This window comes from Vibrio sp. D401a (genome assembly GCF_030248515.1).
GTDB classification, from domain to species: Bacteria; Pseudomonadota; Gammaproteobacteria; order Enterobacterales; family Vibrionaceae; genus Vibrio; species Vibrio rotiferianus.
Genome location: NZ_JAHGAI010000022.1, coordinates 263,159 through 289,148 on the forward strand (window position 1 = coordinate 263,159; position 25,990 = coordinate 289,148).

The 25,990-nt window shown below is 45.8% G+C and carries 25 protein-coding genes and 12 tRNA genes; 31 read left to right on the plus strand and 6 right to left on the minus strand.

What is annotated here, in order from left to right; genetic code table 11:
* Positions 1-78: 78 nt before the first annotated feature.
* The 8 genes from metK (at position 79) to ruvX (ending at position 6,731) form a co-directional block, all read left to right on the plus strand.
* Positions 79-1,233 (plus strand): methionine adenosyltransferase, encoded by a 1,155-nt coding sequence (gene metK, locus KIV41_RS11320; protein WP_010450334.1) that lies wholly within the window; start codon positions 79-81, stop codon positions 1,231-1,233.
* Between the two features lie 282 nt (positions 1,234-1,515).
* Positions 1,516-2,313 carry a DUF2189 domain-containing protein gene (locus KIV41_RS11325; protein ID WP_010450336.1) on the plus strand — a complete coding sequence of 266 codons (798 nt, stop codon included), beginning with the start codon at positions 1,516-1,518 and terminating at the stop codon, positions 2,311-2,313.
* Positions 2,314-2,380: 67 nt separating this feature from the next.
* On the plus strand, positions 2,381-2,878 hold the full coding sequence (locus KIV41_RS11330; protein ID WP_045389730.1) for a SprT family zinc-dependent metalloprotease: 498 nt from the start codon (positions 2,381-2,383) through the stop codon (positions 2,876-2,878).
* A 149-nt stretch (positions 2,879-3,027) separates the two neighbouring features.
* A complete protein-coding gene (gene endA / locus KIV41_RS11335) occupies positions 3,028-3,723 on the plus strand; it encodes a deoxyribonuclease I (RefSeq protein ID WP_285336419.1) in 696 nt (231 codons plus the stop codon).
* A 146-nt stretch (positions 3,724-3,869) separates the two neighbouring features.
* Positions 3,870-4,601, plus strand: a complete 732-nt coding sequence (gene rsmE / locus KIV41_RS11340) for a 16S rRNA (uracil(1498)-N(3))-methyltransferase (RefSeq protein WP_038886322.1) — start codon at positions 3,870-3,872, stop codon at positions 4,599-4,601.
* Between the two features lie 14 nt (positions 4,602-4,615).
* Positions 4,616-5,566, plus strand: a complete 951-nt coding sequence (gene gshB / locus KIV41_RS11345) for a glutathione synthase (protein ID WP_045389733.1) — start codon at positions 4,616-4,618, stop codon at positions 5,564-5,566.
* Between the two features lie 128 nt (positions 5,567-5,694).
* A complete protein-coding gene (locus KIV41_RS11350; RefSeq protein ID WP_010450344.1) occupies positions 5,695-6,258 on the plus strand; it encodes a YqgE/AlgH family protein in 564 nt (187 codons plus the stop codon).
* 47 nt (positions 6,259-6,305) lie between these two features.
* Positions 6,306-6,731 carry a Holliday junction resolvase RuvX gene (gene ruvX, locus KIV41_RS11355; RefSeq protein ID WP_010450345.1) on the plus strand — a complete coding sequence of 142 codons (426 nt, stop codon included), beginning with the start codon at positions 6,306-6,308 and terminating at the stop codon, positions 6,729-6,731.
* A gap of 224 nt (positions 6,732-6,955) precedes the next feature.
* Here the strand turns inward: ruvX and KIV41_RS11360 are convergent, their stop codons facing one another.
* Both KIV41_RS11360 and KIV41_RS11365 read right to left on the minus strand, forming a co-directional pair.
* On the minus strand, positions 6,956-8,062 hold the full coding sequence (locus KIV41_RS11360; protein WP_010450346.1) for a PilT/PilU family type 4a pilus ATPase: 1,107 nt from the start codon (positions 8,060-8,062) through the stop codon (positions 6,956-6,958).
* 29 nt (positions 8,063-8,091) lie between these two features.
* Positions 8,092-9,132 carry a type IV pilus twitching motility protein PilT gene (locus tag KIV41_RS11365; protein ID WP_010450347.1) on the minus strand — a complete coding sequence of 347 codons (1,041 nt, stop codon included), beginning with the start codon at positions 9,130-9,132 and terminating at the stop codon, positions 8,092-8,094.
* 28 nt (positions 9,133-9,160) lie between these two features.
* Here KIV41_RS11365 and KIV41_RS11370 point away from each other — a divergent pair, with 28 nt between their 5' ends.
* The 7 genes from KIV41_RS11370 to hemW all read left to right on the plus strand — a co-directional run bounded on the left by KIV41_RS11370 (position 9,161) and on the right by hemW (position 14,377).
* Positions 9,161-9,871, plus strand: a complete 711-nt coding sequence (locus KIV41_RS11370; protein WP_285336420.1) for a YggS family pyridoxal phosphate-dependent enzyme — start codon at positions 9,161-9,163, stop codon at positions 9,869-9,871.
* A 130-nt stretch (positions 9,872-10,001) separates the two neighbouring features.
* Positions 10,002-10,820, plus strand: a complete 819-nt coding sequence (gene proC / locus KIV41_RS11375) for a pyrroline-5-carboxylate reductase (protein WP_071235275.1) — start codon at positions 10,002-10,004, stop codon at positions 10,818-10,820.
* Positions 10,821-10,873: 53 nt separating this feature from the next.
* Positions 10,874-11,431, plus strand: coding sequence for a YggT family protein (locus KIV41_RS11380; protein WP_182027296.1), 558 nt, complete (start codon positions 10,874-10,876; stop codon positions 11,429-11,431).
* A complete protein-coding gene (gene yggU / locus KIV41_RS11385) occupies positions 11,431-11,721 on the plus strand; it encodes a DUF167 family protein YggU (protein WP_005425805.1) in 291 nt (96 codons plus the stop codon). Before KIV41_RS11380 ends, yggU begins: the two co-directional genes overlap by 1 nt.
* 59 nt (positions 11,722-11,780) lie before the next feature.
* Complete coding sequence (locus KIV41_RS11390; protein WP_005425804.1) at positions 11,781-12,212, plus strand: DUF4426 domain-containing protein; 432 nt, start codon at positions 11,781-11,783, stop codon at positions 12,210-12,212.
* A 371-nt stretch (positions 12,213-12,583) separates the two neighbouring features.
* A complete protein-coding gene (locus KIV41_RS11395; protein ID WP_285336422.1) occupies positions 12,584-13,186 on the plus strand; it encodes an XTP/dITP diphosphatase in 603 nt (200 codons plus the stop codon).
* An 18-nt stretch (positions 13,187-13,204) separates the two neighbouring features.
* Positions 13,205-14,377 (plus strand): radical SAM family heme chaperone HemW, encoded by a 1,173-nt coding sequence (gene hemW, locus KIV41_RS11400; protein ID WP_285336423.1) that lies wholly within the window; start codon positions 13,205-13,207, stop codon positions 14,375-14,377.
* A 164-nt stretch (positions 14,378-14,541) separates the two neighbouring features.
* Here the strand turns inward: hemW and glsB are convergent, their stop codons facing one another.
* The 3 genes from glsB to trmB all read right to left on the minus strand — a co-directional run bounded on the left by glsB (position 14,542) and on the right by trmB (position 17,324).
* Positions 14,542-15,462 (minus strand): glutaminase B, encoded by a 921-nt coding sequence (gene glsB / locus KIV41_RS11405; protein WP_005425799.1) that lies wholly within the window; start codon positions 15,460-15,462, stop codon positions 14,542-14,544.
* 102 nt (positions 15,463-15,564) lie between these two features.
* Positions 15,565-16,593, minus strand: coding sequence for a TRM11 family methyltransferase (locus KIV41_RS11410; RefSeq protein ID WP_038886316.1), 1,029 nt, complete (start codon positions 16,591-16,593; stop codon positions 15,565-15,567).
* Positions 16,594-16,604: 11 nt separating this feature from the next.
* The gene (gene trmB, locus KIV41_RS11415) at positions 16,605-17,324 is read right to left on the minus strand and encodes a tRNA (guanosine(46)-N7)-methyltransferase TrmB (protein WP_285336425.1); all 720 of its coding nucleotides are present in this window, start codon (positions 17,322-17,324) and stop codon (positions 16,605-16,607) included.
* 203 nt (positions 17,325-17,527) lie between these two features.
* Between trmB and mutY the strand changes: the two genes are divergently transcribed.
* The 16 genes from mutY to KIV41_RS11495 all read left to right on the plus strand — a co-directional run bounded on the left by mutY (position 17,528) and on the right by KIV41_RS11495 (position 23,649).
* A complete protein-coding gene (gene mutY / locus KIV41_RS11420) occupies positions 17,528-18,604 on the plus strand; it encodes an A/G-specific adenine glycosylase (RefSeq protein ID WP_182027298.1) in 1,077 nt (358 codons plus the stop codon).
* Positions 18,605-18,623: 19 nt separating this feature from the next.
* Positions 18,624-18,896 carry an oxidative damage protection protein gene (locus tag KIV41_RS11425; protein WP_005425792.1) on the plus strand — a complete coding sequence of 91 codons (273 nt, stop codon included), beginning with the start codon at positions 18,624-18,626 and terminating at the stop codon, positions 18,894-18,896.
* Between the two features lie 86 nt (positions 18,897-18,982).
* Complete coding sequence (mltC, locus tag KIV41_RS11430; protein WP_285336427.1) at positions 18,983-20,113, plus strand: membrane-bound lytic murein transglycosylase MltC; 1,131 nt, start codon at positions 18,983-18,985, stop codon at positions 20,111-20,113.
* Between the two features lie 109 nt (positions 20,114-20,222).
* Positions 20,223-20,298 (plus strand) — tRNA-Phe (locus tag KIV41_RS11435).
* 65 nt (positions 20,299-20,363) lie between these two features.
* Positions 20,364-20,439: transfer RNA gene (locus tag KIV41_RS11440), tRNA-Thr, on the plus strand.
* A 7-nt stretch (positions 20,440-20,446) separates the two neighbouring features.
* Positions 20,447-20,522, plus strand: a tRNA-Phe gene (locus tag KIV41_RS11445).
* A gap of 43 nt (positions 20,523-20,565) precedes the next feature.
* Positions 20,566-20,641, plus strand: a tRNA-Asn gene (locus KIV41_RS11450).
* Between the two features lie 70 nt (positions 20,642-20,711).
* Positions 20,712-20,787: transfer RNA gene (locus KIV41_RS11455), tRNA-Thr, on the plus strand.
* Positions 20,788-20,794: 7 nt separating this feature from the next.
* Positions 20,795-20,870, plus strand: a tRNA-Phe gene (locus KIV41_RS11460).
* A gap of 42 nt (positions 20,871-20,912) precedes the next feature.
* Positions 20,913-20,988 (plus strand) — tRNA-Asn (locus tag KIV41_RS11465).
* A gap of 294 nt (positions 20,989-21,282) precedes the next feature.
* Entirely contained in the window at positions 21,283-22,908 is a 1,626-nt protein-coding gene (locus KIV41_RS11470; RefSeq protein ID WP_138955812.1) for a methyl-accepting chemotaxis protein, read from the plus strand.
* Between the two features lie 234 nt (positions 22,909-23,142).
* Positions 23,143-23,218: transfer RNA gene (locus KIV41_RS11475), tRNA-Phe, on the plus strand.
* Between the two features lie 51 nt (positions 23,219-23,269).
* A tRNA-Thr gene (locus KIV41_RS11480) sits at positions 23,270-23,345 on the plus strand.
* Between the two features lie 21 nt (positions 23,346-23,366).
* Positions 23,367-23,442 (plus strand) — tRNA-Asn (locus tag KIV41_RS11485).
* 40 nt (positions 23,443-23,482) lie between these two features.
* Positions 23,483-23,558, plus strand: a tRNA-Thr gene (locus KIV41_RS11490).
* 15 nt (positions 23,559-23,573) lie between these two features.
* Positions 23,574-23,649: transfer RNA gene (locus tag KIV41_RS11495), tRNA-Asn, on the plus strand.
* Positions 23,650-23,801: 152 nt separating this feature from the next.
* Here KIV41_RS11495 and KIV41_RS11500 read toward each other — a convergent pair.
* Positions 23,802-25,238 carry an NAD-dependent succinate-semialdehyde dehydrogenase gene (locus KIV41_RS11500; RefSeq protein ID WP_285336428.1) on the minus strand — a complete coding sequence of 479 codons (1,437 nt, stop codon included), beginning with the start codon at positions 25,236-25,238 and terminating at the stop codon, positions 23,802-23,804.
* Between the last annotated feature and the right edge of the window lie 752 nt (positions 25,239-25,990).

Genomic DNA, 25,990 nt, shown 5'->3' on the forward strand with positions numbered 1-25,990 from the left:
CACCTACAAACTGTATTGTATTTTTCGTGGCAAGCTTGCGTTAGTTAGCCATGAGTAAACCTAAAGATTGGAGCTATCATGGCTAAGCACCTGTTCACTTCTGAGTCAGTATCAGAAGGTCATCCAGATAAAATCGCAGACCAAATCTCTGACGCAGTTCTTGATGCAATCCTTGAGCAAGACCCAAAAGCACGCGTTGCTTGTGAAACTTACGTAAAAACCGGCATGGTAATGGTTGGTGGTGAGATCACGACTTCTGCATGGGTTGATATTGAAGAATTGACTCGTGAAACAGTACGTGAGATCGGCTATGTTCATTCTGACATGGGCTTCGACGCAAACTCGTGTGCAGTTCTAAACACCATCGGTAAGCAATCTCCAGACATCAACCAAGGTGTTGATAAATCTGATCCTAAAGAGCAAGGCGCGGGCGACCAAGGCATCATGTTCGGTTACGCAACAAACGAAACTGAAATCCTAATGCCAGCTCCAATTACTTACTCTCACCGTCTTGTTCAAAAACAAGCGGAAGTACGTAAAAACGGCACACTACCTTGGTTGCGTCCAGACGCTAAATCTCAGGTAACGTTCCAGTACGACCAAGGTAAGATCGTTGGTATCGACGCAGTTGTTCTTTCAACTCAACACTGTGACTCAATCTCTACTCCAGACCTACGTGAAGCAGTAATGGAAGAGATCATCAAGCCAGTACTACCTTCAGAGTGGATTAGCAAAGACACAAACTTCTTCATTAACCCAACCGGTCGTTTCGTTATCGGTGGTCCAATGGGTGACTGTGGTCTAACTGGTCGTAAAATCATCGTAGATACTTACGGCGGCGCAGCTCGTCACGGTGGTGGTGCATTCTCTGGTAAAGATCCATCGAAAGTAGACCGCTCTGCAGCTTACGCAGCACGTTACGTAGCGAAAAACATCGTAGCAGCTGGCATGGCTGACCGCTGTGAAATCCAACTTTCTTACGCAATCGGTGTTGCTGATCCAACGTCTATCATGGTTGAAACGTTCGGTACTGAAAAAGTATCTCACGACATCATCATTGAAGCAGTTCGTCAATTCTTCGACCTACGTCCATACGGTCTACAAGAAATGCTTAACCTTCTTCAACCAATCTACAAGAAGACAGCAGCATATGGTCACTTCGGTCGCGAAGAGTTCCCATGGGAAGCGACTGATAAAGCTGAACTTCTACGCGACTTCGCTGGCATCAAGTAACCAAGCCACGCAAGAATCGATAAAGCCCTCGCCTCTGGCGAGGGCTTTTTGTTTTAGACCTATCCATTCTTTTCTCTCTTTCTCCTTGAACAAAAATTCGGCAATTATTTGTAAATTGCTCCATCTCCGCCAATAGTTAACATAATGTTAAATGCACTTTCGATGTATATAACGTAAACAGCTGTGATGCAGGCTCACGTGGCTAAACAGAGTCATGAAAAACGTCAGCCAACCATCTTTTATGGCCTAGGTGCCACCGTGGGAATAAATCAAGGAGGAGTTATGCCTCGTACCGTAAATCCATCTGACTTCCAAAATAAGCGAAAGGAAGTTCCAGATAACGAATACGCCAGAACCATTCCATGCAATACCGTGAATCTTTCTGCGCCATTCCATTGGCTCGCTCTAGGCCTGCATGACTTTGTCCGCATGCCGATCATCAGTGCCTTTTATGGCATCTGTTTTATGGCGGCCGCGATCGGCATTGTGTTATTGGTGCAATGGCAAGGCACACACTTGGTAGTGATGCCTAGTCTAATTGTCTACATGCTAATCGGCCCATTCCTAGCACTCGGCTTATATGACGCAAGTTGGGAGAGAGAGCGCGGACACAAACCAAGCTTGTTCCATTCAATGAAAGCCATTGGGCGCAACTCCACCTCCCAATGGGCATTCGCCGTTATGCTCGCAGTGTGTATGATTTTCTGGATGCGAATCGCCGCACTACTTCACGCTCTATACCCTTCTGTGCAAGGTGCTCCACTTACTGAATTCCTACCATTTTTGGTTATAGGTTCTCTGGTCGGTTTTGTCTTGGCATGTGTGGTGTTCAGCATTTCTGCTTTCTCAATTCCACTTATGATGGAACGTCGCGTTGATATGATGACAGCCGTTTTCACCAGCTTCAACGCTGTAAAATCCAACATTCCTGCGATGATCGTATGGGCAGCCATTATTTGTGGCGGCATCTTAATCGGCTTTGCGACATACGGTATTGGTATGCTCTTCACTATGCCAATCCTAGGTTACGGTACATGGCATGCGTACCACGCGACTGTTAAGAAAAAACACACGCCTTAGAAAACTGATGCTATGATCCAGCCCTCGCCAATGCGGGGGCTTTTTTATTGAGTAAATGGGGTGAATCGTGGATATAGAACTGAGCTACAAAGCCAAGCAAGTGATGGCCGATTGCATCGCCATGGCAGAACAAGCTTTCCAACGTTCTTTCCCCATTCCATCCCTGACTTTCAATGTACGTGGCAAAGCCGCAGGAAAAGCCTACTTACAGCTGAATGAGGTTCGATTGAATCCAAAACTCTTTAAAGAAAACCCTCAAGCCTTTCTTGAAGAAGTGCTCCCACATGAAGTCGCGCATCTCATTACTTATCAAGTCTACGGTCGAGTTCGCCCGCACGGAAAGGAGTGGCAAGGCGTAATGGAAGCTGTGTTCAAAGTCCCAGCCAAAACCACTCACAGCTTCGATGTGGCCTCTGTGCAAGGTAAAACCTTTGAATACCAATGTAGCTGTATGACCTACCCGTTATCGATTCGTCGCCATAACAAAGTTCTTCGTAAAGAAGCGGTGTATTCATGCCAAAAATGCCGCCAACCACTTAGCTTTACTGGCACGCAGCTCTCCTAAAGCCACGAGCATCCACTTTTCTGTTCCAGAAAGAGAGACATTCGATCTCAAAGCACTGCTTTTCGAGATCTACTGTTAACTTACTCATCACTAAAGCCCATTTATGCGTGTTAGAATGAATAAAGTCATACTTTATAAAGACTTTAATCATGAAATACCTGTTCTCTTTATTTCTACTTGTGCTTTCTAGTGCGGCAATGGCTGCACCTCCAAACTCTTTCTCTGCGGCTAAGCGTGAAGCGGTAAAAATTTACGCCGATCACCCAACCAGCTTCTACTGTGGTTGTGACATCAAATGGCAAGGTAAGAAAGGCGTACCGGATCTTGCTTCATGCGGCTACCAAGTTCGTAAGCAAGAAAAGCGCGCATCACGCATCGAATGGGAGCACGTTGTCCCAGCATGGCAATTCGGCCACCAGCGTCAGTGTTGGCAAAATGGTGGACGCAAAAACTGCACAAGAAACGACAAAGTTTTCAAATCAATGGAAGCTGATCTCCACAACCTGACTCCGGCTATCGGTGAGGTAAACGGCGACCGTTCAAACTACAACTTCAGTCAGTGGAACGGTATGGACGGCGTAAGCTACGGTCGTTGTGAAATGCAAGTTAACTTTAAGCAGCGTAAAGTCATGCCGCCCGATCGCGCGCGTGGTTCAATTGCACGTACTTACCTCTACATGAGTAAAGAGTACGGCTTCAAACTTTCGAAACAACAAACTCAGTTAATGAGTGCTTGGAACAAAACCTACCCTGTAGACAAGTGGGAATGTGAGCGTGATGAGCGCATTGCTAAGATTCAAGGCAACCACAACCCATTCGTTCAAGAGGCTTGTCGCGCACTGTAATTCTTCCTGCAATTATCGCGATACACCTCCGTAGTTTGAGGCGTTGTCATTTACTGCAATGGAAACGCCTCTTGCCCCTTGTTTTTTCGGTGGAAAGCATCCATGTTAGTGTCTAAACACTCGCGTATGCAGGAAATCGAAACACTATGCGTATCCCTCGAATTTATCATCCAGAAACCATTCAACAACTTGGCATTATTGCTCTGAGCGACGATGCTGCCGGCCATATTGGTCGCGTGCTGCGCATGAAAGAAGGGCAAGAAGTCCTACTGTTTGACGGTAGCGGCGCAGAATTCCCAGCAGTCATCAGCGAAGTCAGCAAAAAGAATGTAATGGTTGAGATCACTGAGCGCGTAGAGAGCGACATTGAGTCACCACTTGATCTTCATCTTGGTCAGGTTATTTCGCGTGGCGACAAAATGGAGTTCACCATCCAAAAATCGGTAGAGCTTGGCGTAAATACCATTACACCACTTATCTCTGAGCGCTGTGGCGTGAAGTTAGACCAAAAACGTTTTGAGAAGAAACTGGCTCAGTGGCAAAAGATTGCGATCAGTGCATGTGAACAGTGTGGTCGCAACGTAGTACCTGAAATTCGCCCGATCATGAGTTTAGAAGAGTGGTGCCAAGAAGAGTACGACGGCTTGAAGCTGAACCTTCACCCTCGTGCGAAGTACTCGATAAACACTCTGCCAACGCCTGTTGAAAAAGTTCGTCTATTGATTGGTCCTGAAGGCGGTCTATCTTCCGACGAAATCGACATGACTCGCGAATACCAATTTGAAGAGACGCTACTCGGTCCTCGCGTTCTGCGCACCGAAACTGCGGCTCTGACAGCAATTACAGCCTTACAAGTTCGTTTCGGCGATCTTGGTTAAAACGGAGAAAAATAATGATCAAACTCGGTATTGTAATGGACCCTATCGCGTCCATTAACATCAAGAAAGACTCTAGCTTTGCCATGATGCTTGAAGCGCAACGCCGCGGCTACGAAATCCACTACATGGAAATGAACGATCTGCACCTAGACCAAGGTAAAGCGATCGCAGACACCAAAGTGGTTGAGCTCAAAGAAGATCCAAACGGCTGGTACGAATTCAAGTCAGAGCAGACTATCGAACTGTCCGAGCTTGATGCTGTACTGATGCGTAAAGATCCTCCGTTCGACACTGAATACATCTACGCAACTTACATCCTTGAACGTGCAGAAGAGCAAGGCGCACTGATCGTGAACAAGCCACAAAGCCTACGCGACTGTAACGAGAAACTGTTCACAGCTTGGTTCCCAGAGCTAACGCCAACCACTATCGTGACGCGTAAAGCAGAAAAGATTAAAGCCTTCCGTGAAGAGCACGGTGATGTGATCCTAAAGCCACTTGATGGTATGGGCGGCGCATCTATCTTCCGCGTTAAAGAGAACGATCCAAACGTATCTGTGATCATTGAGACGCTAACGAACCATGGTCAAAACTACGCGATGGCGCAAACCTTCGTGCCAGACATCAGCAATGGTGACAAACGTATCCTAGTGGTTGATGGTGAACCAATGCCTTACTGCCTTGCTCGTATCCCCGCAAAGGGTGAAACGCGTGGTAACCTAGCGGCAGGCGGCACGGGTGAAGCTCGCCCACTAAGTGAAACTGATATGAAGATCGCTCAAGCAGTGGCACCGACCCTAAAAGAAAAAGGCCTTATCTTTGTTGGTCTTGACGTGATTGGCGACAAGCTTACGGAAATCAACGTAACTAGCCCTACTTGTATTCGTGAAATCGAAGCGGCTTTTGATATTTCAATCACTGGCAAGCTAATGGACGCAATTGAGCGCCGCGTAAAAGGCGAATAACTCAAACTGTATTACAGTTAATAAAGAGTGTTGCGGATTAAATTAAGCAAACTCATGCACATACCTACACGGGTGAAAACATGGTGTTTGCTTAAGTATTTTAATAGCCTTATAAGGTCGAGATGAGAATGAACCTCACAAACCACTTCTTAGTTGCCATGCCGGGAATGAAAGATCCCTACTTCCAGAATAGCGTTATCTACGTCTGTGAACACAACGAAGAAGGCGCTATGGGGTTGATGATCAACGCACCTGTCGATATCACGGTTGGTAGTATGCTTAATCAAGTCGAAGTGCAACCTGTGCACCCTCGACTGTTTGAAGCGAGCTTGGATAGGCCAGTTTACAATGGCGGCCCTGTTTCTGAAGATCGCGGTTTTATCCTGCACAAGCCAAAAGACTACTACGAATCAAGCATTCAGATGACCGATGAACTGGCGGTTACTACCTCTAAAGACATCTTGTCAGTACTGGGGACAGAAGCTGAACCTAGCGACTATTTGGTAGCACTGGGATACTCAGGCTGGAGTGCGGGTCAGTTAGAAACCGAGTTGGCTGAGAATTCTTGGCTGACCATCGAAGCGACGCCTGAGATCATTTTCGATACACCGATTATCGATCGCTGGAAAAAAGCAGTCGAGAAGCTTGGCATCGATCCGAGTCAACTGTCTGCGGATGCTGGCCACGCTTAAAGGCGTAAACAACCACTACTTTCATTTATTTAGATTCGAGACTCCTTATGTCACGTACAATCATGGCTTTCGATTTCGGTACCAAGAGCATTGGTAGTGCCATCGGGCAAGAAGTCACAGGCACAGCCTCACCGCTAAAAGCATTCAAAGCGAATGACGGCATTCCAAACTGGGATGACATCGAAAAGCAAATTAAAGAGTGGCAACCAGACCTATTAGTGGTGGGTTTGCCGACAGACTTACACGGTAAAGATCTAGAAACCATTACACCACGAGCAAAGAAGTTCGCCAATCGTCTCCAAGGTCGTTACGGTTTGCCCGTTGAATTGCATGATGAACGCCTATCAACAGCAGAAGCACGCGCAGAGCTGTTCAGTATGGGTGGCTACAAAGCGCTATCGAAAGGCAATATCGACTGCCAATCCGCGGTGGTGATTCTTGAGAGCTGGTTTGAAAACCTTTGGGGTGAGTAGACATTTCAAGCGTAAATAAAAAAGGTTGGCTTCTGCCAGCCTTTTTCGTTTCTGGAGTAGATTATACCAATCACAGTAAATAAGTGATCAGAAATAGCGTAGGGAAAATGCTTGAGAACAAGGCGCAATTTTTTGATAAGTAGTTATTCTACAATCAAAAATTGCAACGCAGTTATCGAGTATTTTAACAAGCTAGAATGACCAGTTATTTACTACGATTGGTATTAATCCATATCGATCTTAACGTTCGCCAGCGTACCTGTAGAGAAGGCTTCACCGCGTTGCGTCTTCAACATCAAACGCAGATCGTTGGCTGAATCCGCACTGTGCAATGCATCTTCTTCGCTGATCTTACCTTGCATCACCAATTTGTAGAGCGATTGGTCGAAAGTCAACATCCCAAATTCGTTAGAGCGAGCCATGGTCGATTTCAACTCATGCAGATCACCTCGACGGATCAGATCAGAAACACGCGGGCTGTTTAATAAGATTTCAAACACGCCATGACGTCCTTGACCGTTTTTATCGCGGATCAACTGCTGACCGACAACACCTTTTAAGTTCATCGACAGATCAAACAGGAACTGATCTTTCTGATCTTTTGGCACTAGATGCAAAATACGCTCAAGCGCTTGGTTTGCATTGTTGGCGTGCAGTGTCGCCATACACAAGTGACCTGTTTCAGCAAAGGTCATTGCGTATTCCATCGTTTCTCGGCTACGGATCTCACCAATCAAAATCATGTCTGGAGCCTGACGTAACGAGTTTTTCAACGCCACCTCATAGCTGTCGGTGTCTAGGCCCACTTCACGCTGTGTCACGATACAACGCTTATGCTCGTGCACAAATTCAATCGGGTCTTCTACCGTCAGGATATGGCCAGTTTTGTTGTTGTTTCGATAGCCCGTCATCGCCGCCATAGTCGTTGACTTACCAGAGCCAGTTGCACCAACCACCAGCACTAAACCACGCTTGGCAATGGCAAGATCTTGCAGCACCAAAGGTAACTTGAGTTGCTCAAACGTCGGAATATTGGTTTCAATACGACGAATGACTGCTCCCGGTAATTCGCGTTGGAAAAAGGCACTGACACGGAAGCGACCACAATCACGGACAATGGCAAAGTTAGACTCACGGCTTTTGCGAAACTCCTGACGTCGCTCTGGGTCCATCGCGCTGTCAAGCAACAAGGCGACGTCATTTTCAGTCAACTTATCGCCTTGCGGGCGCAGTTCGCCATCGACACGAAACAAGATCGGTGCACCAACAGTGATATAGAGATCCGACGCTTTTAACGCCAGCATGCCTTCGAGAAATTTATTCAGGTCCATTATCCGTCTTCATTTTATCAAGATGTCTATTACGAGAATTGCTGCGCTTCAATTTCGATTTTCTTATCCACTTCTTCACGAGTAACCATACCTTGCGCCATCAGTTGACGAGCGTTTTGCTCCATGGTTTGCATACCGTGCGCCGCACCAGTTTGAATGATTGAATACATCTGTGCGACTTTATCTTCTCGAATAAGGTTACGGATCGCTGGTGTCGCCATCATGATTTCATGACAGGCAATACGACCGCCACCGTTACGTTTTAATAGTTTTTGCGCGATAACCGAACGCAATGATTCAGACAGCATCGAACGCACCATGTCTTTGTCACTACCAGGGAAGACGTCAATGATACGGTCGATGGTTTTCGCTGCTGAGCTAGTGTGCAGCGTACCGAAAACAAGGTGGCCCGTCTCAGCGGCTGTCAGCGCCAAACTGATGGTCTCTTTATCACGCATCTCACCAACTAGAATTACATCCGGGTCTTCACGCAATGCGCTGCGCAGTGCGTTTTGGAAGCTGTGTGTATCACGGTGTACTTCACGTTGGTTGATCAGACACTTATTGTTGGTGTGAACAAATTCAATCGGATCTTCAATTGTTAGGACATGCTTATTGTGATTACGGTTAATGTAGTCAACAATGGCAGCCAAGGTAGTCGATTTACCAGAACCCGTAGGACCGGTAACCAGTACCAAACCTTTTTCCGCATTGGCGATCTTTCTGAAGATCTCTGGAGCTTCTAGCTCTTCCAGTGTTGGGATGCTACTTGGGATGGTACGGAACACCGCTGCACAACCGCGAGATTGGTTGAAGGCGTTGACACGAAAACGGCCAACGTTATGCAATTCAAATGAGAAGTCGACTTCGAGTTTTTCTTCGAACTCACTGCGCTGCGCATCGTTCATGATTTCAAAAACCAAACGATGCACTTCTTGGTGTGTAAACGCTGGAATGCCCAGTTTTCTCACATCACCATCAATACGAACCATTGGTGGTACACCTGCAGAAAGATGTAGATCCGAAGCATTATGTTTTACACTAAAATCCAGTAACTCAGTGATATCCATTTAAAATCCTTAAGTCTAAAGTACAGCTATGAGTAGTATTCAACAAAACATTGAACATATCACCTCTCAAATTCGACACGACGAACAAAAATGCGGTCGTTCTCCAGAGTCAGTGCAACTTCTAGCAGTAAGCAAAACTAAACCTGTCGAGGCAATTCTCGAAGCTTACCAAGCTGGTCAAATAGCATTTGGTGAAAACTACGTCCAAGAGGGCATCAGTAAAGTTCAGCACTTTGCCGAACATTATCCAGATAATCGAATCGAATGGCACTTCATTGGTCCAATTCAATCCAATAAATCACGCCCTGTCGCTGAACATTTCGATTGGGTTCACACCATTGATCGCGCTAAGATCGCTCAACGCCTCAATGATCAGCGTCCTAGTGAGCTAAAACCGCTACAAGTTCTGATTCAAGTTAACACCAGTGGTGAAGAATCAAAATCTGGTGTCGCCGATGCAGAAATATTCGAGCTGGCTGAGTTGATTTCTCGCCTGCCAAACCTCACGTTAAGAGGGTTGATGTCAATTCCTGCTAACGTGCCTGATTACGAGTCACAACTTCGTGCATTCAAACAACTTGAGGAGCTAAAGCAAAAGCTAGCTCAGCAATACCCAGATGTCGACACACTGTCCATGGGGATGAGCGGTGACATGGATGCAGCAATCGAAGCAGGTAGCACCATGGTGCGCATCGGCACGGCGATCTTTGGCACGCGCGACTACAGCAAACAGCAATAAAAGCGACTCGTTGTTAGACACTGCGAATTTGAGTCTGACCGCCTTTCTTTAGGCAGTCAGAGCAATGTGGTGCAATTATACACCTGAGCGCACAACAAATTGTAAGAATTTATATTTGGAAATCAGACATATGGAACATAAAAAGATTGCCTTTATCGGCGCAGGAAACATGGTGCGAGCGATTGTTTCTGGCCTTGTAGCAAATGGCTACCCTGCACAGAACATCGTTGCGACCGCACCATCTGACACGCGTCGCCAACCTCTTGAGCAAGACTTTGGTATCCGCACCACCAGCGATAACATCGCAGCCGCGTCAGAAGCGGATGTTGTGGTATTGTCTGTAAAACCACAAATGATGGAAGACGTTTGTAAACCACTGCAATCTATCGACTTCAGTGACAAACTGGTTATCTCCATCGCGGCAGGCATAAACTGTTCACGTTTGGATGACATGCTAGCAGCTAAGCTGAACTTGGTTCGCGTGATGCCAAACACGCCATCGCAACTTGGTCTAGGCATGAGTGGGCTTTATGCTCCTGAACATGTGCAAGAACAAGATAGAGTCTTCGCGGCAGAGCTAATGCAAGCCTGCGGTAAGGTATGTTGGGTTGAAAAAGAGTCTGGCATCAACAACGTGATAGCAGCGGCTGGCAGTGCACCAGCTTACTTCTTCCTGTTTATGGAAGCGATGCAAGCAGAAGCGATTGCTCAAGGCTTCGATAAAGACACTGCTCGCACGTTAGTTCAACAATCCGCACTTGGTGCAGCAAGTATGGTGGTAGAAAACCCAGAAACTGAGCTTTCTACACTGCGTGAGAACGTGACATCAAAAGGCGGCACGACAGCAGAAGCACTACGTACGTTCAACGAGCACCAACTGTCTGATATTGTGGCGAAAGCAATGCAAGCTGCAGTTGCTCGCGCTGAAGAAATGGAAAAACTGTTTTAATGACTTGAGTGATACCCACTCTGTGTCACTCACTTACTTGTTAAGGGTACCTTATGAATTCAATGAGTTTTCTAATCTCAACCCTATTTGACCTGTACATCATGGTCGTGATTTTGCGTATTTGGTTGCAGGCTGCACGTGCAGATTTCTACAACCCATTCTCGCAGTTTATTGTCAAAGCAACTCAACCGATTGTAGGACCGATGCGCCGCGTGATCCCATCCATCGGTAGCATCGACTTAGCGACGGTACTGTTCGCTTACGTGCTGTGTGTACTTAAGTTTGTTGCACTGATCCTAATTGCTTCAAGTGGTTCAGTTTCTTTCAGTGCTGATTTCCTATTCCTAGGTTTACTATCGCTGGTTAAAGCCGCAGGTGGCTTGTTGTTCTGGGTACTACTAATCCGCGCAATCCTAAGCTGGGTTAGTCAAGGTCGCAGCCCTATCGAGTACGTGTTCCACCAACTAACAGAACCAATGCTAGCGCCAATCCGCCGCATCATCCCTGCAATGGGTGGCTTCGACTTAAGCGTACTAGTACTGTTCATCGGCCTGCAATTCGCTAACTTCCTAATGGGCGACATGATTGGTCCTATCTGGTATCAACTATAATGTCAGAAGCAGTTTGGCATGATGGCGAGGATGTAGTGCTTCGGCTCTACATCCAACCAAAAGCAAGTCGTGACAAGATCGTCGGCTTACATGGTGAAGAACTCAAAATTGCCATCACCGCACCGCCTGTTGATGGAAAAGCGAATGCGCACCTAACCAAATTTTTAGCCAAACAATTTAAAGTTGCTAAAGGTTTGGTTCACATAGAAAAAGGTGAACTGGGACGTCATAAACAAATTCGGATAGAATCCCCAGTACAAATACCGACAGAAATTAAAGCCATCATTTGATGGCTTTTTATTTACGAAATTCGTACCAATAATTAAACGCCCGATTCGAGGAAGTGATAATGAGCAAATGGATTACCGCCCTACTGATCAGCCTATTGTCTTTACCAAGCATGGCAGGTCAGTTCAAAACCATGAAAGACATCGAGGTCCACTACATCGCGTTTAACTCGACCTTTTTAACCCCCAAGATCGCCCGTAGCTACGACATAAAACGCAATGGCTACAATGCAGTACTGAACATCAGCGTGCTCGATAGCGCTTCTCTGGGTAAACCTGCCGTTGAAGCTAAAATCAGTGGTCAGGCAAAGAACCTTATCGGTCAAACACAAAAGCTCACCTTCCGTGAAGTGAAAGAAGGCGATGCGATATACTACCTAGCAGAGCTCGGTATCACTAACGAAGAAACTTTTACCTTCGATATTGACGTTAAAGCTGGAAACAAAGGCTCAGGTAAGCTTAAATTCACCCAGAAATTTTATGTCGAAGAGTAATTGGGTTGTGATGATCTAAAAGCTTTTAGAACATCATAGCCTTAGGGTCTGTTTACCTTTCGAGCTGATTTTTGCAGCGAATTGTTGGGTATTTATACAAGGCAGAGACTTTGCTATGTAGCTAGCCTACATGAGAAGTCGATAACGCAGTAGAAATGACCAACAAACGCTGCCCAAAGGGTTCGGCTAAAATCGTTTTATGCTTTGTTAAGGAGTATTTGCTTAGAGTGACTAGGCGACACACTCCTTGCCTCACCTAAAACGATTTTATCTCGAACAAAATTTAACCGCGAAAGGTCAACAGACCCTAGAACCAATTTAATCAGGGAGAACACTGCGTTCTCCCTTTATCGCTACAGAAAGAGACGACCATGAAAAAGATAGTGCTAGCAACAGGCAACCAAGGCAAAGTTCGTGAGATGGCAGATTTGCTGTCTGACTTCGGTTTTGAAGTATTGGCGCAAAGTGAATTCAACGTATCTGAAGTAGCAGAAACTGGCACGACTTTCATCGAAAACGCGATCATCAAAGCTCGCCATGCAGCACAAGAAACGGGTCTTCCTGCGATTGCGGACGACTCTGGCTTAGAAGTCGATTTCTTGAAAGGTGCTCCGGGCATTTACTCTGCACGTTACGCAAGTGAAAAAGCCTCTGACCAAGAGAACCTAGAGAAGCTGCTTAAAGCAATGGAAGGCGTACCAGAAGCAGAGCGCACCGCACGTTTCCACTGCGTATTGGTTTTAATGCGTCACGAGAACGATCCAACCCCTATCGTTTGTCACGGTAAGTGGGAAGGTCGCATTCTAACTGAAGCACACGGTGAAAATGGCTTTGGCTACGACCCAATCTTCTTCGTACCTGAAGACAACTGCGCGTCTGCCGAACTTGAGCCAGCACGTAAAAAACAACTGTCTCACCGCGGTAAAGCACTCAAATCGTTGTTTGCTCAACTGTCTGAGCAAGTGTCTCAGTAATCACGAGCGAATTAGACCATGTTAACGCCCCCAGCACTGAGCTTGTATGTACACATCCCATGGTGTGTACAAAAGTGCCCGTATTGCGATTTTAACTCTCATGCACTTAAAGCTGAGATCCCAGAAGAAGAGTACATCAATGCCCTTCTTGAAGATTTGGATACCGACATTGAGAAATACCGTCTTAACGAAGCGCCACGTCCACTGCATTCAATCTTCATTGGTGGTGGTACGCCGAGCTTAATTTCGGCAGAAGGCATCGAGCGTCTACTTAAAAGCATTGAAGCGCGTATTCCGTTCAAGCCTGAAATCGAAATCACCATGGAAGCTAACCCTGGCACCATTGAAGCTGAGCGTTTTGTTGGCTACCGCAAGGCTGGTGTAACGCGAATCTCTATCGGCGTGCAAAGCTTTGAACAGCAAAAGCTTGAGCGCTTGGGGCGCATTCACGGCCAAGATGAAGCCGTCAATGCTGCTAAGCTGGCGCACCAAATCGGTTTGAACAGCTTTAACCTCGATCTCATGCACGGTTTACCTGATCAAAGCACCGAACAAGCCTTAGCAGATTTGGACAAAGCTATTGAGTTAGCGCCACCGCACTTGTCTTGGTATCAGCTGACCATCGAACCAAACACCATGTTCTACTACAAGCCACCGACTTTGCCAGATGACGATGACTTGTGGGATATCTTCGAGCAAGGGCATGAGAAGCTGGCAGCGGCAGGTTACGTTCAATACGAGATTTCTGGTTACAGCAAGCCGGGCTATCAGTGTCAGCACAACCTGAACTACTGGCGCTTTGGTGACTACCTTGGCATTGGTTGCGGCTCACACGGTAAGCTGAGCTTTGCTGATGGCCGCATTATTCGTACCACTAAGGTCAAGCACCCGCGTGGCTATCTGATGGCATACCAAAACATGGTGAAGCCCTACTTGGATAGTGAACAGCTTGTGGCTGATGAAGATCGTCCGTTTGAGTTCTTTATGAACCGTTTCCGCTTAATGGAAGCGTGCCCGAAACAAGACTACATCGATACAACAGGTCTGCCGTTGAGCTCAATTCAAGAGACTATCGATTGGGCGCTTGAAATGGGTTACCTGAGTGAAACAGAGACTCACTGGCAAATTACCGAGAAAGGTAAGCTGTTCCTCAATGATTTACTTGAAGCCTTTATGGCGGAAGAGGAATAGGAATCGAGATTCGGGAACGGACTGGGTCCTTCGAGGAACAAAAAGGGTTGGCGCTCAAACGTCAACCCTTTCTTTAATTCGTAACAACACTTATCTAAAGCGAAGCGCTCCTAAGTCCCGAATCCACAAGGACGAAATCCGTTCTCGCTTCTCGTCTCTTTTCCTTAGAAAATCGAACGACCAATACGCTCAGCAAGTAACTCAAGCGCTTTAGTACCAGCGAGTGAGTTACCAGATGCATCAAGCTCTGGAGACCAGACCGCAATCGTCATTTCACCCGGAACGACAGCGATGATGCCACCACCAACACCTGACTTACCCGGCATACCAACGCGGTAAGCAAATTCACCAGCACCATCATACAAACCACATGTTGCTAGTAGTGCATTCAACTGTTTGGTTTGCGTTGGTGATACCACAGGCTTACCCGTTTGTACCGACGTGCCTTTATTGGCTAAGTAGCTAAAGGTCTTTGCGAGATCGACACAGCTCATCTTCAATGCACACGCATGGAAGTAGTTTTGCAGAACAGGGATAACCTCGTTCTCGAAGTTACCAAATGAACGCATCAAGTACGCAATCGCAGCGTTGCGGTCACCATGCATCATTTCAGACGCGGCAACCACTTTGTCGTACACGATATGAGTATCACCAGATAGCTGACGAGCAAATTCCAATAGACGCTGACGAGGCGCAGAGAGACGGCTTTGCAGCAAATCAGCAACCACAATAGCACCAGCGTTAATGAACGGGTTACGTGGAATGCCCTGCTCCATCTCTAGCTGGATCATCGAGTTAAACGCCTGACCAGAAGGCTCTTTACCTACACGACACCAGATCTCTTCTTGCTTGTACAAGCACATAGCCAGAGTCAGGCTTAACGCTTTTGAGATCGACTGAATCGAAAACGACTCTTCTGCATCGCCCGCTTTAATCACTTCACCTTCATTGGTGTATACCGCAATACCCAGTTTGGTATTGGGTACTTTTGCCAATGCGGGAATGTAGTCGGCGACTTTGCCTTGACCAATTAAAGGGCGAACTTCCGCTAGAATGTCTGTCAAAATTTGCGCTGTAGGTTTCATCTTCTACCTTCTTGTCACAAGAACCCAAATAGCTGGGCCCAGAGGTAAAAAAAGCCAACGCGGACGTTGGCTTTTCCATGGAATTTATTCGACTCAAGTCGATTATGGTTTTATTGCCACAATGATGTTGCGGTTGATGGATTGATCAACGCGGTGAAGATAACCGATGTAAGGCTCTTCTGAAAGCACCTTCCACCCTTGCTCTTCAAATAATGACGCCACGTCTTTCCACTTCAAAGTGAATTCGTTGAAAGACAGCACCACAGAACCTTGTTTCTTCAACACCACTTTCCATGCAGGCAGAGCCTCTTTCAGAAGCTCCAGTGGGCTGCGGTTCAGTTTGCTGTCTTTGGCATTTTTGCTGCCGTGCTGCACGCCGTAAGGCAAGTCAGACACCATCACATCTACCGAGTTTTTCTTCACAACTTGGTCTGCAATACGCGTATCTGCTGAGTACAGCTTCATCGTTTGAAGATTACCTTTGTTGTAATCGTCTTTGTCTGCTGCCGCCTCAACCACGAAGCCATCTGCCACTTTTTTACCACCAGAAGTGCGCTTTTCTTTGCTCACTTTGTGCTTAAAGCGACCGTTCTTCATGAACTTAACGATGAAGGTTTGGATCTCTTGAACCCATTTCTGGTTGATCTCAACACCCACAACATTCAAGCCGTGGATCAAACCTTCAAACAGTGTTGTACCTTTACCACACATAGGATCCATCAGCGTCAATTGCGCACTGCCCGTGTTGGCAGCACTTACACCTAGGTTCACCATCAAACGCGTAAACTGCTCGTTTGTTTTACCTGTGTAACGCAGGATCTGACTCATGCTCTCAGGAAAAGTATTGAATGCAGGCGCCTGAATTGGACGTAATAAGCCATCTTCACGCACTTCAAATAGCGCGTAGTAGATAGATGACGCAGCAATCTTGCCTGCCTGTGCTTCACTTAGTGCTGTTTCGCAAGAGAACACAAGTGCAGCAGGAAGACCCACGTCTTTATTGCCAATTTCAGTTACTTCAACACCTTCCGACGCCAAAATCGCTTTTAGCTCAGAACATGCAATCGTCATAGCGCTATCAAAGTAAATACGGTTATGACCCGGATTCGCTAATATCGCGTAGTGGTACATCTACTGGCTCCTTAAGCAGTACGCTTGAATTTGATATCCCACACACCGTGACCTAGACGGTGACCGCGAGCTTCAAATTTAGTCAGTGGACGTTCTTCCGGACGAGGAATGAAGTCGCCTTCTTCAGCGATGTTTTCGAAACCAGGTGCTTGGTTCATGATTTCAATCATGTGCTCAGCGTAGTTTTCCCAGTCTGTCGCCATGTGGAAGATACCTTCATTAAGGATAAGCTTCTGACGAACCATTTCAGCGAACTCAAGCTGTACGATACGACGCTTGTGGTGACGCTTTTTGTGCCATGGGTCTGGGAAGAACAGTTGTAGCGTTGCTAGGCTGCCATTTGGGATCATGTGTTCGAATACTTCCACCGCATCGTGACACATTACACGTAGGTTCGTGATACCTGCTTCGCGAGCATCGGCAAGACAAGCACCAACGCCTGGGCTATGAACTTCGATACCGATGAAGTTTTTCTCTGGCGCGTTCTTTGCCATTTCAACCAATGAAGCACCCATACCAAAACCGATCTCAAGCACTACTGGGTTATCGTTGCCAAATACTTCTTTCCAATCAAGAAGTTCTGCTTTGTAGCCGATACCCATTGTTGGCCAGCACTCGTTCATCGCATTCTCTTGGCCCTTAGTTAGACGACCTTCGCGACGCACGAAACTGCGGATTTTACGGATCATTTTACCGTCTTCGTTGTATTCGTTAGTGGTTACTTCACTCATTGATTTTGCCTGCACATTGATTAATCAAAGCGGGGATTATCCAAAGAATTCACTTAGGTGCAAGTATTTGTTGAGCTATCGGACTATGGCAGCCCAAAAGCAAACAAATCAGACACAATATCCCCACAGTTTATCTGTTGTACTTACACCACAATCTGTGGTGCAATTTTGCTCCTAACCAATAATAGAATACAGAGCAAGTCGTGACACCTTTCGCCAGTGCCATCTTAGAATGGTATGACGCATATGGAAGAAAAGATCTTCCGTGGCAACAAAACAAGACCGCTTACAGTGTCTGGTTGTCTGAAATCATGCTTCAGCAAACTCAGGTCACTACGGTTATCCCTTATTACCAACGCTTTTTGGAGCGCTTCCCGACCGTGGTCGATCTTGCCAATGCTGAGCAAGATGAAGTGCTGCACCTTTGGACCGGCTTAGGTTATTACGCACGTGCTCGTAACCTTCATAAAGCCGCAAAAGAGGTCGCCCATAAATACAATGGTGAGTTCCCTTTAGACCTAGAGCAGATGAATGCCCTACCGGGGATTGGTCGCTCCACAGCCGCAGCGGTACTGTCCTCTGTCTATAAACAGCCTCATGCGATATTAGATGGCAATGTAAAGCGCACACTCTCACGCTGCTTTGCCGTAGATGGATGGCCGGGACAAAAGAAAGTCGAAAATCAATTGTGGGAAATCGCAGAAACGCACACACCACAAACGGATGTCGACAAGTACAACCAAGCCATGATGGATATGGGTGCCATGATGTGTACCCGCAGTAAGCCTAAGTGCACCTTGTGTCCGGTCAACGACCTTTGTGTAGCAAAAAAACAAGGTAATGTGCTTGATTACCCAGGTAAGAAGCCAAAGAAAGACAAGCCGGTCAAGCAAACACGTTTCGTTATGCTGCATCACAAAAATAACGATGGTCACGAAGTATGGCTAGAACAAAGACCGCAGACGGGTATTTGGGGCGGGCTATTTTGCTTTCCGCAAACTGAGCATATTGATGTAGAGAGCGATATCGATTTACTACTTGAACAGCGTGGTATTCAAGCTAGCGACATTAAACATCAAGAGACGCTGATTACATTCCGCCACACATTCAGTCATTACCACCTTGATATCACGCCGATTTTGATTGACCTGTCAAAGCAACCTAATGTGGTGATGGAAGGTAACAAAGGTCTTTGGTATAACTTATCTAAACCTGAAGAAGTCGGTTTGGCAGCTCCAGTAAAACTCTTACTGGAAGCGCTACCCCACGAGCTTCGTTAATTAATTGCAAGGAGTCATTATGAGCCGCACTGTTTTTTGTGCTCGACTAAAGAAAGAGGGCGAAGGTCTAGACTTTCAACTTTACCCAGGTGAACTAGGTAAACGTATTTTCGATAATATCTCGAAAGAAGCTTGGGCTCAGTGGCAGCACAAACAAACTATGTTGATCAACGAGAAGAAGCTCAACATGATGGATCCTGAACATCGCAAACAACTTGAGACTGAAATGGTGAATTTCTTGTTCGAAGGTAAAGATGTTCACATCGAAGGCTACACGCCACCAAGCGAATAAAGCAAACTTGTTTTAAAACAATGACATCACAACCAACCTTGTGGTGTCATTTTTATATTAGAGCCCACAAAGCCATCTCAATAGTTATGAAAAAAATTGCCTTTATTGCTACCGCACTCTTAATGGCAGGTTGCAGCCGCGAATTCGTCGAGCAAATTTACGACGTCAATTACGAGCCAACCAACCGTTTTGCCAACAACTTAGCAGAACTGCCGGGACAGTTTGAAAAAGACACCGATGCACTCGACGCACTGATCAACAGCTTCTCAGGCAACATTAAGAAACGTTGGGGCCAACGTGAAGTGAAGTTTGCAGGTAAAAGCAATTACGTAAAATACATCGATAATTATTTGAGTCGTGCTGAAGTCGACTTCCAAAAAGGTGTTATTACCATCGAAACGGTTTCTCCCACCGAACCGCAAAAACACCTAAAGAACGCCATTATCACCACGTTGTTAACGCCAGATGACCCGGCTAATGTCGACTTATTCTCTTCTAAAGAGATCAAACTTGAGGGGCAACCTTTCCTGTATAAGCAGGTTGTCGACCAAGACAAAAAGCCGATTCAGTGGTCATGGCGAGCAAATCGCTTTGCCGATTACTTGATCGCCAACCAAGTCAAAACCAAGGATGTCGACTTTAAGAAAGCGTATTACGTTGAAATCCCGATGGTAGAAGATCACTTCTCGCAGCGCAGTTACCAATATGCGGACATCGTACGTCGTGCATCAAAGAGATACGATATTCCTGAAGATTTGATTTACGCCATCATCAAAACCGAAAGTAGCTTTAACCCATACGCAGTAAGTTGGGCAAATGCGTATGGCTTGATGCAGGTTGTGCCAAAAACGGCTGGTCGTGACGTATTCAAGTTGGTGAAGAATCGTTCTGGGCAGCCAAGCCCAGAATATTTATTTAACCCAGAGAACAACATTGATACCGGAACGGCTTACTTTTACATCCTTAAAAACCGTTATTTGAAAGATGTACAGCACCCAACCTCGTTGGAGTACAGCATGATTTCTGCTTACAACGGCGGAACTGGTGGTGTTTTAAACACTTTCCATCGAACTGATCGCAAACGCGCAATGAAAGATTTAAATTCTTTACAGCCAAATCAAGTTTATTGGGCATTAACAAAAAAACATCCAAACGCGGAAGCACGTCGTTACCTAGAAAAAGTTACAAATTTCAAAAAGGAATTTAACGCTGGATAAACTTTAGCGCGACAGTTGAATAAAAAGCGTTCGAACAACCACTTTTTTGAAATTATTTAAAAAAAGTGGTTGACGCAAAGCAGGAAAATCCGTTTAATAGCGCTCCGTTGCCCGGATAGCTCAGTCGGTAGAGCAGAGGATTGAAAATCCTCGTGTCGGTGGTTCGATTCCGCCTCCGGGCACCACAATTTGATTTGTTGGTGTCTTAACTAAATGTTATTGCACGAACGAAGCACAAAGAATATAGTGTGCCGACTTAGCTCAGTAGGTAGAGCAACTGACTTGTAATCAGTAGGTCACCAGTTCGATTCCGGTAGTCGGCACCATTCTTTTGCCTCGATAGCTCAGTCGGTAGAGCAGAGGATTGAAAATCCTCGTGTCGGTGGTTCGATTCCGCCTCGAGGCACCATATTTGGTGCGCTTGCTTAAAGCAAGACACAAAACAGAATAGTTCCTCCTTAGCTCAGTTGGTAGAGCGACGGACTGTTAATCCGCAGGTCACTGGTTCAAGTCCAGTAGGAGGAGCCAACTTCTAGAGTTTCATGTAAATGAGATTCTTAAAAATGAAGAGTTAACTCTTCTAAAAAGAATAAAGTGTGCCGACTTAGCTCAGTAGGTAGAGCAACTGACTTGTAATCAGTAGGTCACCAGTTCGATTCCGGTAGTCGGCACCATTCTTTTGCCTCGATAGCTCAGTCGGTAGAGCAGAGGATTGAAAATCCTCGTGTCGGTGGTTCGATTCCGCCTCGAGGCACCATATTTGGTGCACTTGCTTAAAGCAAGACACAAACAGAATAGTTCCTCCTTAGCTCAGTTGGTAGAGCGACGGACTGTTAATCCGCAGGTCACTGGTTCAAGTCCAGTAGGAGGAGCCAACTTTGAAAGCCAAGTCTTCGGACTTGGCTTTTTTCTTATCTGCAACACTCACCCCCCTCTCTACTTTCATTTCCTTCTTTTCCTTTTCTCATCAACCTCCCCTCGAAACCTCGTTATAAACTCATACTTCATTTGATAAAAAGCACTTATTTCACGCTAAAAATTTAATCCAAATCATAGTTTCAACATTGATGCATAGGCGCTTGTGTACAAGTTCAATATGATGAATTTATTATTACGCCCCCTAATAAGCTATGCATTGCATAGTAAATAACACGCCTTGTGAGCTAACTATGAAATTAAAAACTCAAGCCTATTTATTATCTGCAATCATTTTGATTGCCCTGCTTGCTTTGACCGCAACGGGTCTTTGGACACTGCGTGTCGCAAGTAATCTAGATAACAAAGCTCGAGTTACAGAGCTATTTAAGAGTGCCTATAGCATTCTGACTGAAGTCGAGAAAATGGCAGTGGAAGGCAAAATGCCGGAAGACGAAGCAAAATCACTAGCGACTCGCCTACTTCGCAACAATATCTACAAAGATAACGAATATGTGTATGTTGCAGATGAAAATATGATATTCGTAGCAGCACCGCTTGACCCTCAATTACACGGCACAAGTTTCCATGACTTCCGCGATGGCGATGGCAACAGTGTTGGCCAACTGATCTTAGATGTTCTGGGTCGAAAGACAGGTCAAATCGTTGAATATACTTGGACACAGAAACTGCCTGACGGCACGATTGAAGAAAAGCACTCTATCGCAGAGAAAACCCCGCACTGGAACTGGGTTGTCGGTACAGGCATTGGCTTTAACGAAGTAAATGCGCGCTTCTGGTCTACAGCGCAGTGGCAGCTTGCACTGTGCCTAGCGATCGCAGGAGCTATCCTGGGTGGTTTAATTATCTCTATCCGTAAAATGCTTAACCTGCTAGGTGGTGAGCCAAATGACGTACGTGAAGCAGTTCAAGCGGTTGCTCAGGGTAACATCCAAACCAGCTTTGAGTACGCAGCACCTAAAGACAGTATCTATGGCGCCGTACAGGAGATGAGTCAATCGTTAGCTAAGATGGTTACTAACTTGGACGAATCAATGCATGCATTACGTTCAGAGCTGTCTGCTGTAGAGTCTCGCTCTAATTCCATTGCTGATTTGACCATGTCTCAACAACAATCAACAGCCATGATCGCAACCGCTATGACAGAAATGGCATCGTCAGCAAACCATGTAGCAAGTTCAGCAAGTGATACAGCACACAACACTGATGAAGCCGACAAACAGAGCCAGCACACACAATCACTGATCCACAGCACGGTAGACAACATTCAGGGCCTAGCAACGCAACTAAACACAGCAAGCAAAGCCGTGGCAGACCTAGATCAGGACGTAAACAGCATTGTTAAAGTGCTAGATGTCATTGGTGATATTGCAGAACAAACAAACCTACTGGCATTGAATGCCGCAATTGAAGCTGCACGTGCAGGTGAACAAGGTCGAGGCTTCGCAGTTGTTGCAGATGAAGTTCGTAACTTAGCAGGTCGTACGCAAGATAGCACAAAAGAGATACAGCAAATGATCTCTAACCTACAAGAAGGCTCACGTAACGCAATTCACACGATGGAAGTTTGTGCTGAAACTAGTGAAAGTACTGTGACAGAATCAATGAACGCGTCAGAAGCACTACAGCAGATCGTCACAGCATTAGAGTCAATCACTGGTATGAGTCAACAAATTGCTACGGCAGCGGCAGAACAAACTCAAGTGAGTGATGATATTGCACACCGTATTAATCTCATTGAAGAAAGTGGTAGCCAGCTAAATGTCGTAGTGACAGAGAGCCAATCAAGCACACAGACATTGGCATCTTTGGCTGATGAGCTCGAAGGCTGGGTCAACAAGTTCTCTGTAAAGCACTAGTTTAAAGTCAATTGTTCAATAAAAAGCACGTTTTAGGACGTGCTTTTTTTGTTTTTACTGATAAATAATAGCTACCGCCTTCTAAAACCGATGGCCGACATTGCCTATCAGGTGGTGATATTATGTCAAAAATGCATAAAAACACCCCATTACGCACACAAAAACAGCAAACGATATTTTTTTTGTATTTTATTGTTGACCTAAAAGCCGAAAAGCCTTTTAATACACCTCGTCGCCCGGATAGCTCAGTCGGTAGAGCAGAGGATTGAAAATCCTCGTGTCGGTGGTTCGATTCCGCCTCCGGGCACCACAATTTAAAATTGTTGGTGTCTAACACGAACAATATAAAGAATAACGGTACGCCGACTTAGCTCAGTAGGTAGAGCAACTGACTTGTAATCAGTAGGTCACCAGTTCGATTCCGGTAGTCGGCACCATTTATTCTTACACAAGATAATTCCTCCTTAGCTCAGTTGGTAGAGCGACGGACTGTTAATCCGCAGGTCACTGGTTCAAGTCCAGTAGGAGGAGCCATCTTTCAGTTAGTAAGTCGATTACTTATTAACGAAAATGTGCCGACTTAGCTCAGTAGGTAGAGCAACTGACTTGTAATCAGTAGGTCACCAGTTCGATTCCGGTAGTCGGCACCACTTATTAAAATTTGTTCCTCCTTAGCTCAGTTGGTAGAGCGACGGACTGTTAATCCGCAGGTCACTGGTTCAAGTCCAGTAGGAGGAGCCATATTAGAAAAAGCCGCATCACTTGATGCGGCTTTTTTATATCTGAAGAAAATCCACTGCCCCCATCCACCTTTCTCTGAATAAACAAAAAGCCAGGTGATGTACCCAGCTTCCTCTTTTTTGTTTCGTATCAGTGAGCAGCTAAACAGAAGACTAGCTCAAACCTCCAAGACAGATGAACTTAGTCTCTTGATACTCATCCATGCCTTGCTTAGCACCTTCACGACCAATGCCAGATTCTTTGATCCCGCCAAACGGCGCAACTTCCGTAGAAATAATTCCTTCATTTACCCCTACCATGCCATATTCCAAACCTTCACTAAATTTGATGATGCGCTTCAAACTATCGGTGTAGAAGTAGCAAGCTAAACCATATTCAGTGTCATTCGCCATCGAGAGCACTTGTTCATCGTCATCAAAACTAATGACTGGCAGAACCGGACCAAACAACTCTTGTTGCACGATCGCCATACCTTGTTCGACATTACCTAAGATAACTGGCTCCATAAAGCGCCCAGGACGTTTTTGAGGCTGATTAAGTATCGTTGCTCCTTCTTGTACTGCCAGATCGATCACCGCCTCTAGACGATGCTTAGAGGCCATAGTAATAACAGGACCAAGAGTCGTATTTTCCTCAAGACCATTACCGACCGTCAGGCTTGCAGCCTTATCTAGAAGCTTAGTTAAGAACGCCTCTTTTACGTTCTGTTGCACATACAAGCGGTTGGTACACACACAGGTTTGTCCGGCATTACGAAACTTAGAAGCAATCAAGCCATTCGCTGCAGCTTCTAAATCTGCATCGTCAAAAACAATAAAAGGCGCATTGCCACCTAATTCCATAGAGGTGGCTTTAACTGTATCACTTGCCTGCTTCATTAAGATCTTGCCTACACGTGTAGAACCAGTGAAAGAGATCTTCTTAATACGAGGATCAGTACTCAAAACGGCACCAAACTCCGCTGCTTGTTCAGAAACAACAGTAGACAATAGGGCTTTAGGGATACCAGCCTGATGAGCAAGCTCCACCACAGCCAGAGCAGTCAAAGGAGTTAATTCAGAAGGTTTAATGATCATCCCACATCCCGCAGCCAAAGCAGGCGCCGCTTTTCGAGTGATCATTGCAATAGGGAAATTCCATGGTGTAATCGCTGCACACACGCCTACGGGCTGTTTGATGGTAGAGAGGCGTCTATCTACAGCAGGAGTAGGAATAACCTCACCATAGGCACGTTTAGCCTCCTCTGCGAACCATTCTACAAAAGAAGCTCCGTATGCGACCTCTCCACGACTTTCAGTAAGGGGTTTACCTTGTTCTAAGGTAATGATGTTCGCGATGTCTTCCGTATGCTCTACAAGCAATTGGAACCACTTTTTCAGGGAAGTGGAACGTGCTTTAGCGCTGAGCTTTGCCCATTCGATTTGAGCTAACTTACATACCTCTATTTGCGCATCGAGCTCGTCCAAAGAACTAGGCTTTAAGCGAATCAACTCTTTTTCAGTGGCAGGATTAATAACTGCAATCCCATCTTGAGAAAAAAGGTTTTCGAATAAGACTCTTAGCGTTTCACTTTGTATCTGCTGCATCATTAGATTGTACTCCCAAAAGAATCTGTATTAGGTTAATCCTTCCAATGAACAAGAGTAAAGCAAACATAGTTTTCTTCGGCCTTTACTCATGCGAACAGCAACCTACTTTTACACTTTGAACTGCCATGAATAGGCGGACTAACGTACCAATGATATTCACTCATCTCAAAGTGACATCATTTTGCACTAAAAAGATATACACCCACTCAAAAGCTAGATTCGTAAATAAACGTCAGGAAACATACACCGAGAATAGTTTAACCTTTTAGATGAGCAAATGGGGGGTACAGACTACAGGCAAGCCCTTACAAGGTTCTTTACCTAGAAATAAGGCACAATTTTACTTTCTAAAGAAGTGAGCAAACAGCTAGGATTGCAGGTAATTGCCCTCTTACACAATCGCGACTCATTCGCTGGTAGACAAACAGAGCGATTAGATACTAAAAAGCGCTATCACTTCTTCCGGGACGTGTTATTTAGGGCTTTGCCTAAATAAGTGGCAAGCTGGCGGAGATGCCTAGTCCGGGGTTGAAGGCAACCGGAACTCGTTTCCTGAAAGGGAAATTATTATGCTCTAAAACGACAAAACCCAGTCCGAAGACTGGGTTTCTAAATAAGTGGCGGAGCGACTGGGCTTGCACTCAATTGGACTCGCACACGAGCGGGACTCGTTGGTCGTAGACCAAAATAATAGCGCAAACGAAAAAGCCCTAGCATTTCTGCTAGGGCTTTGTCTGAATAAGTGGCGGAGC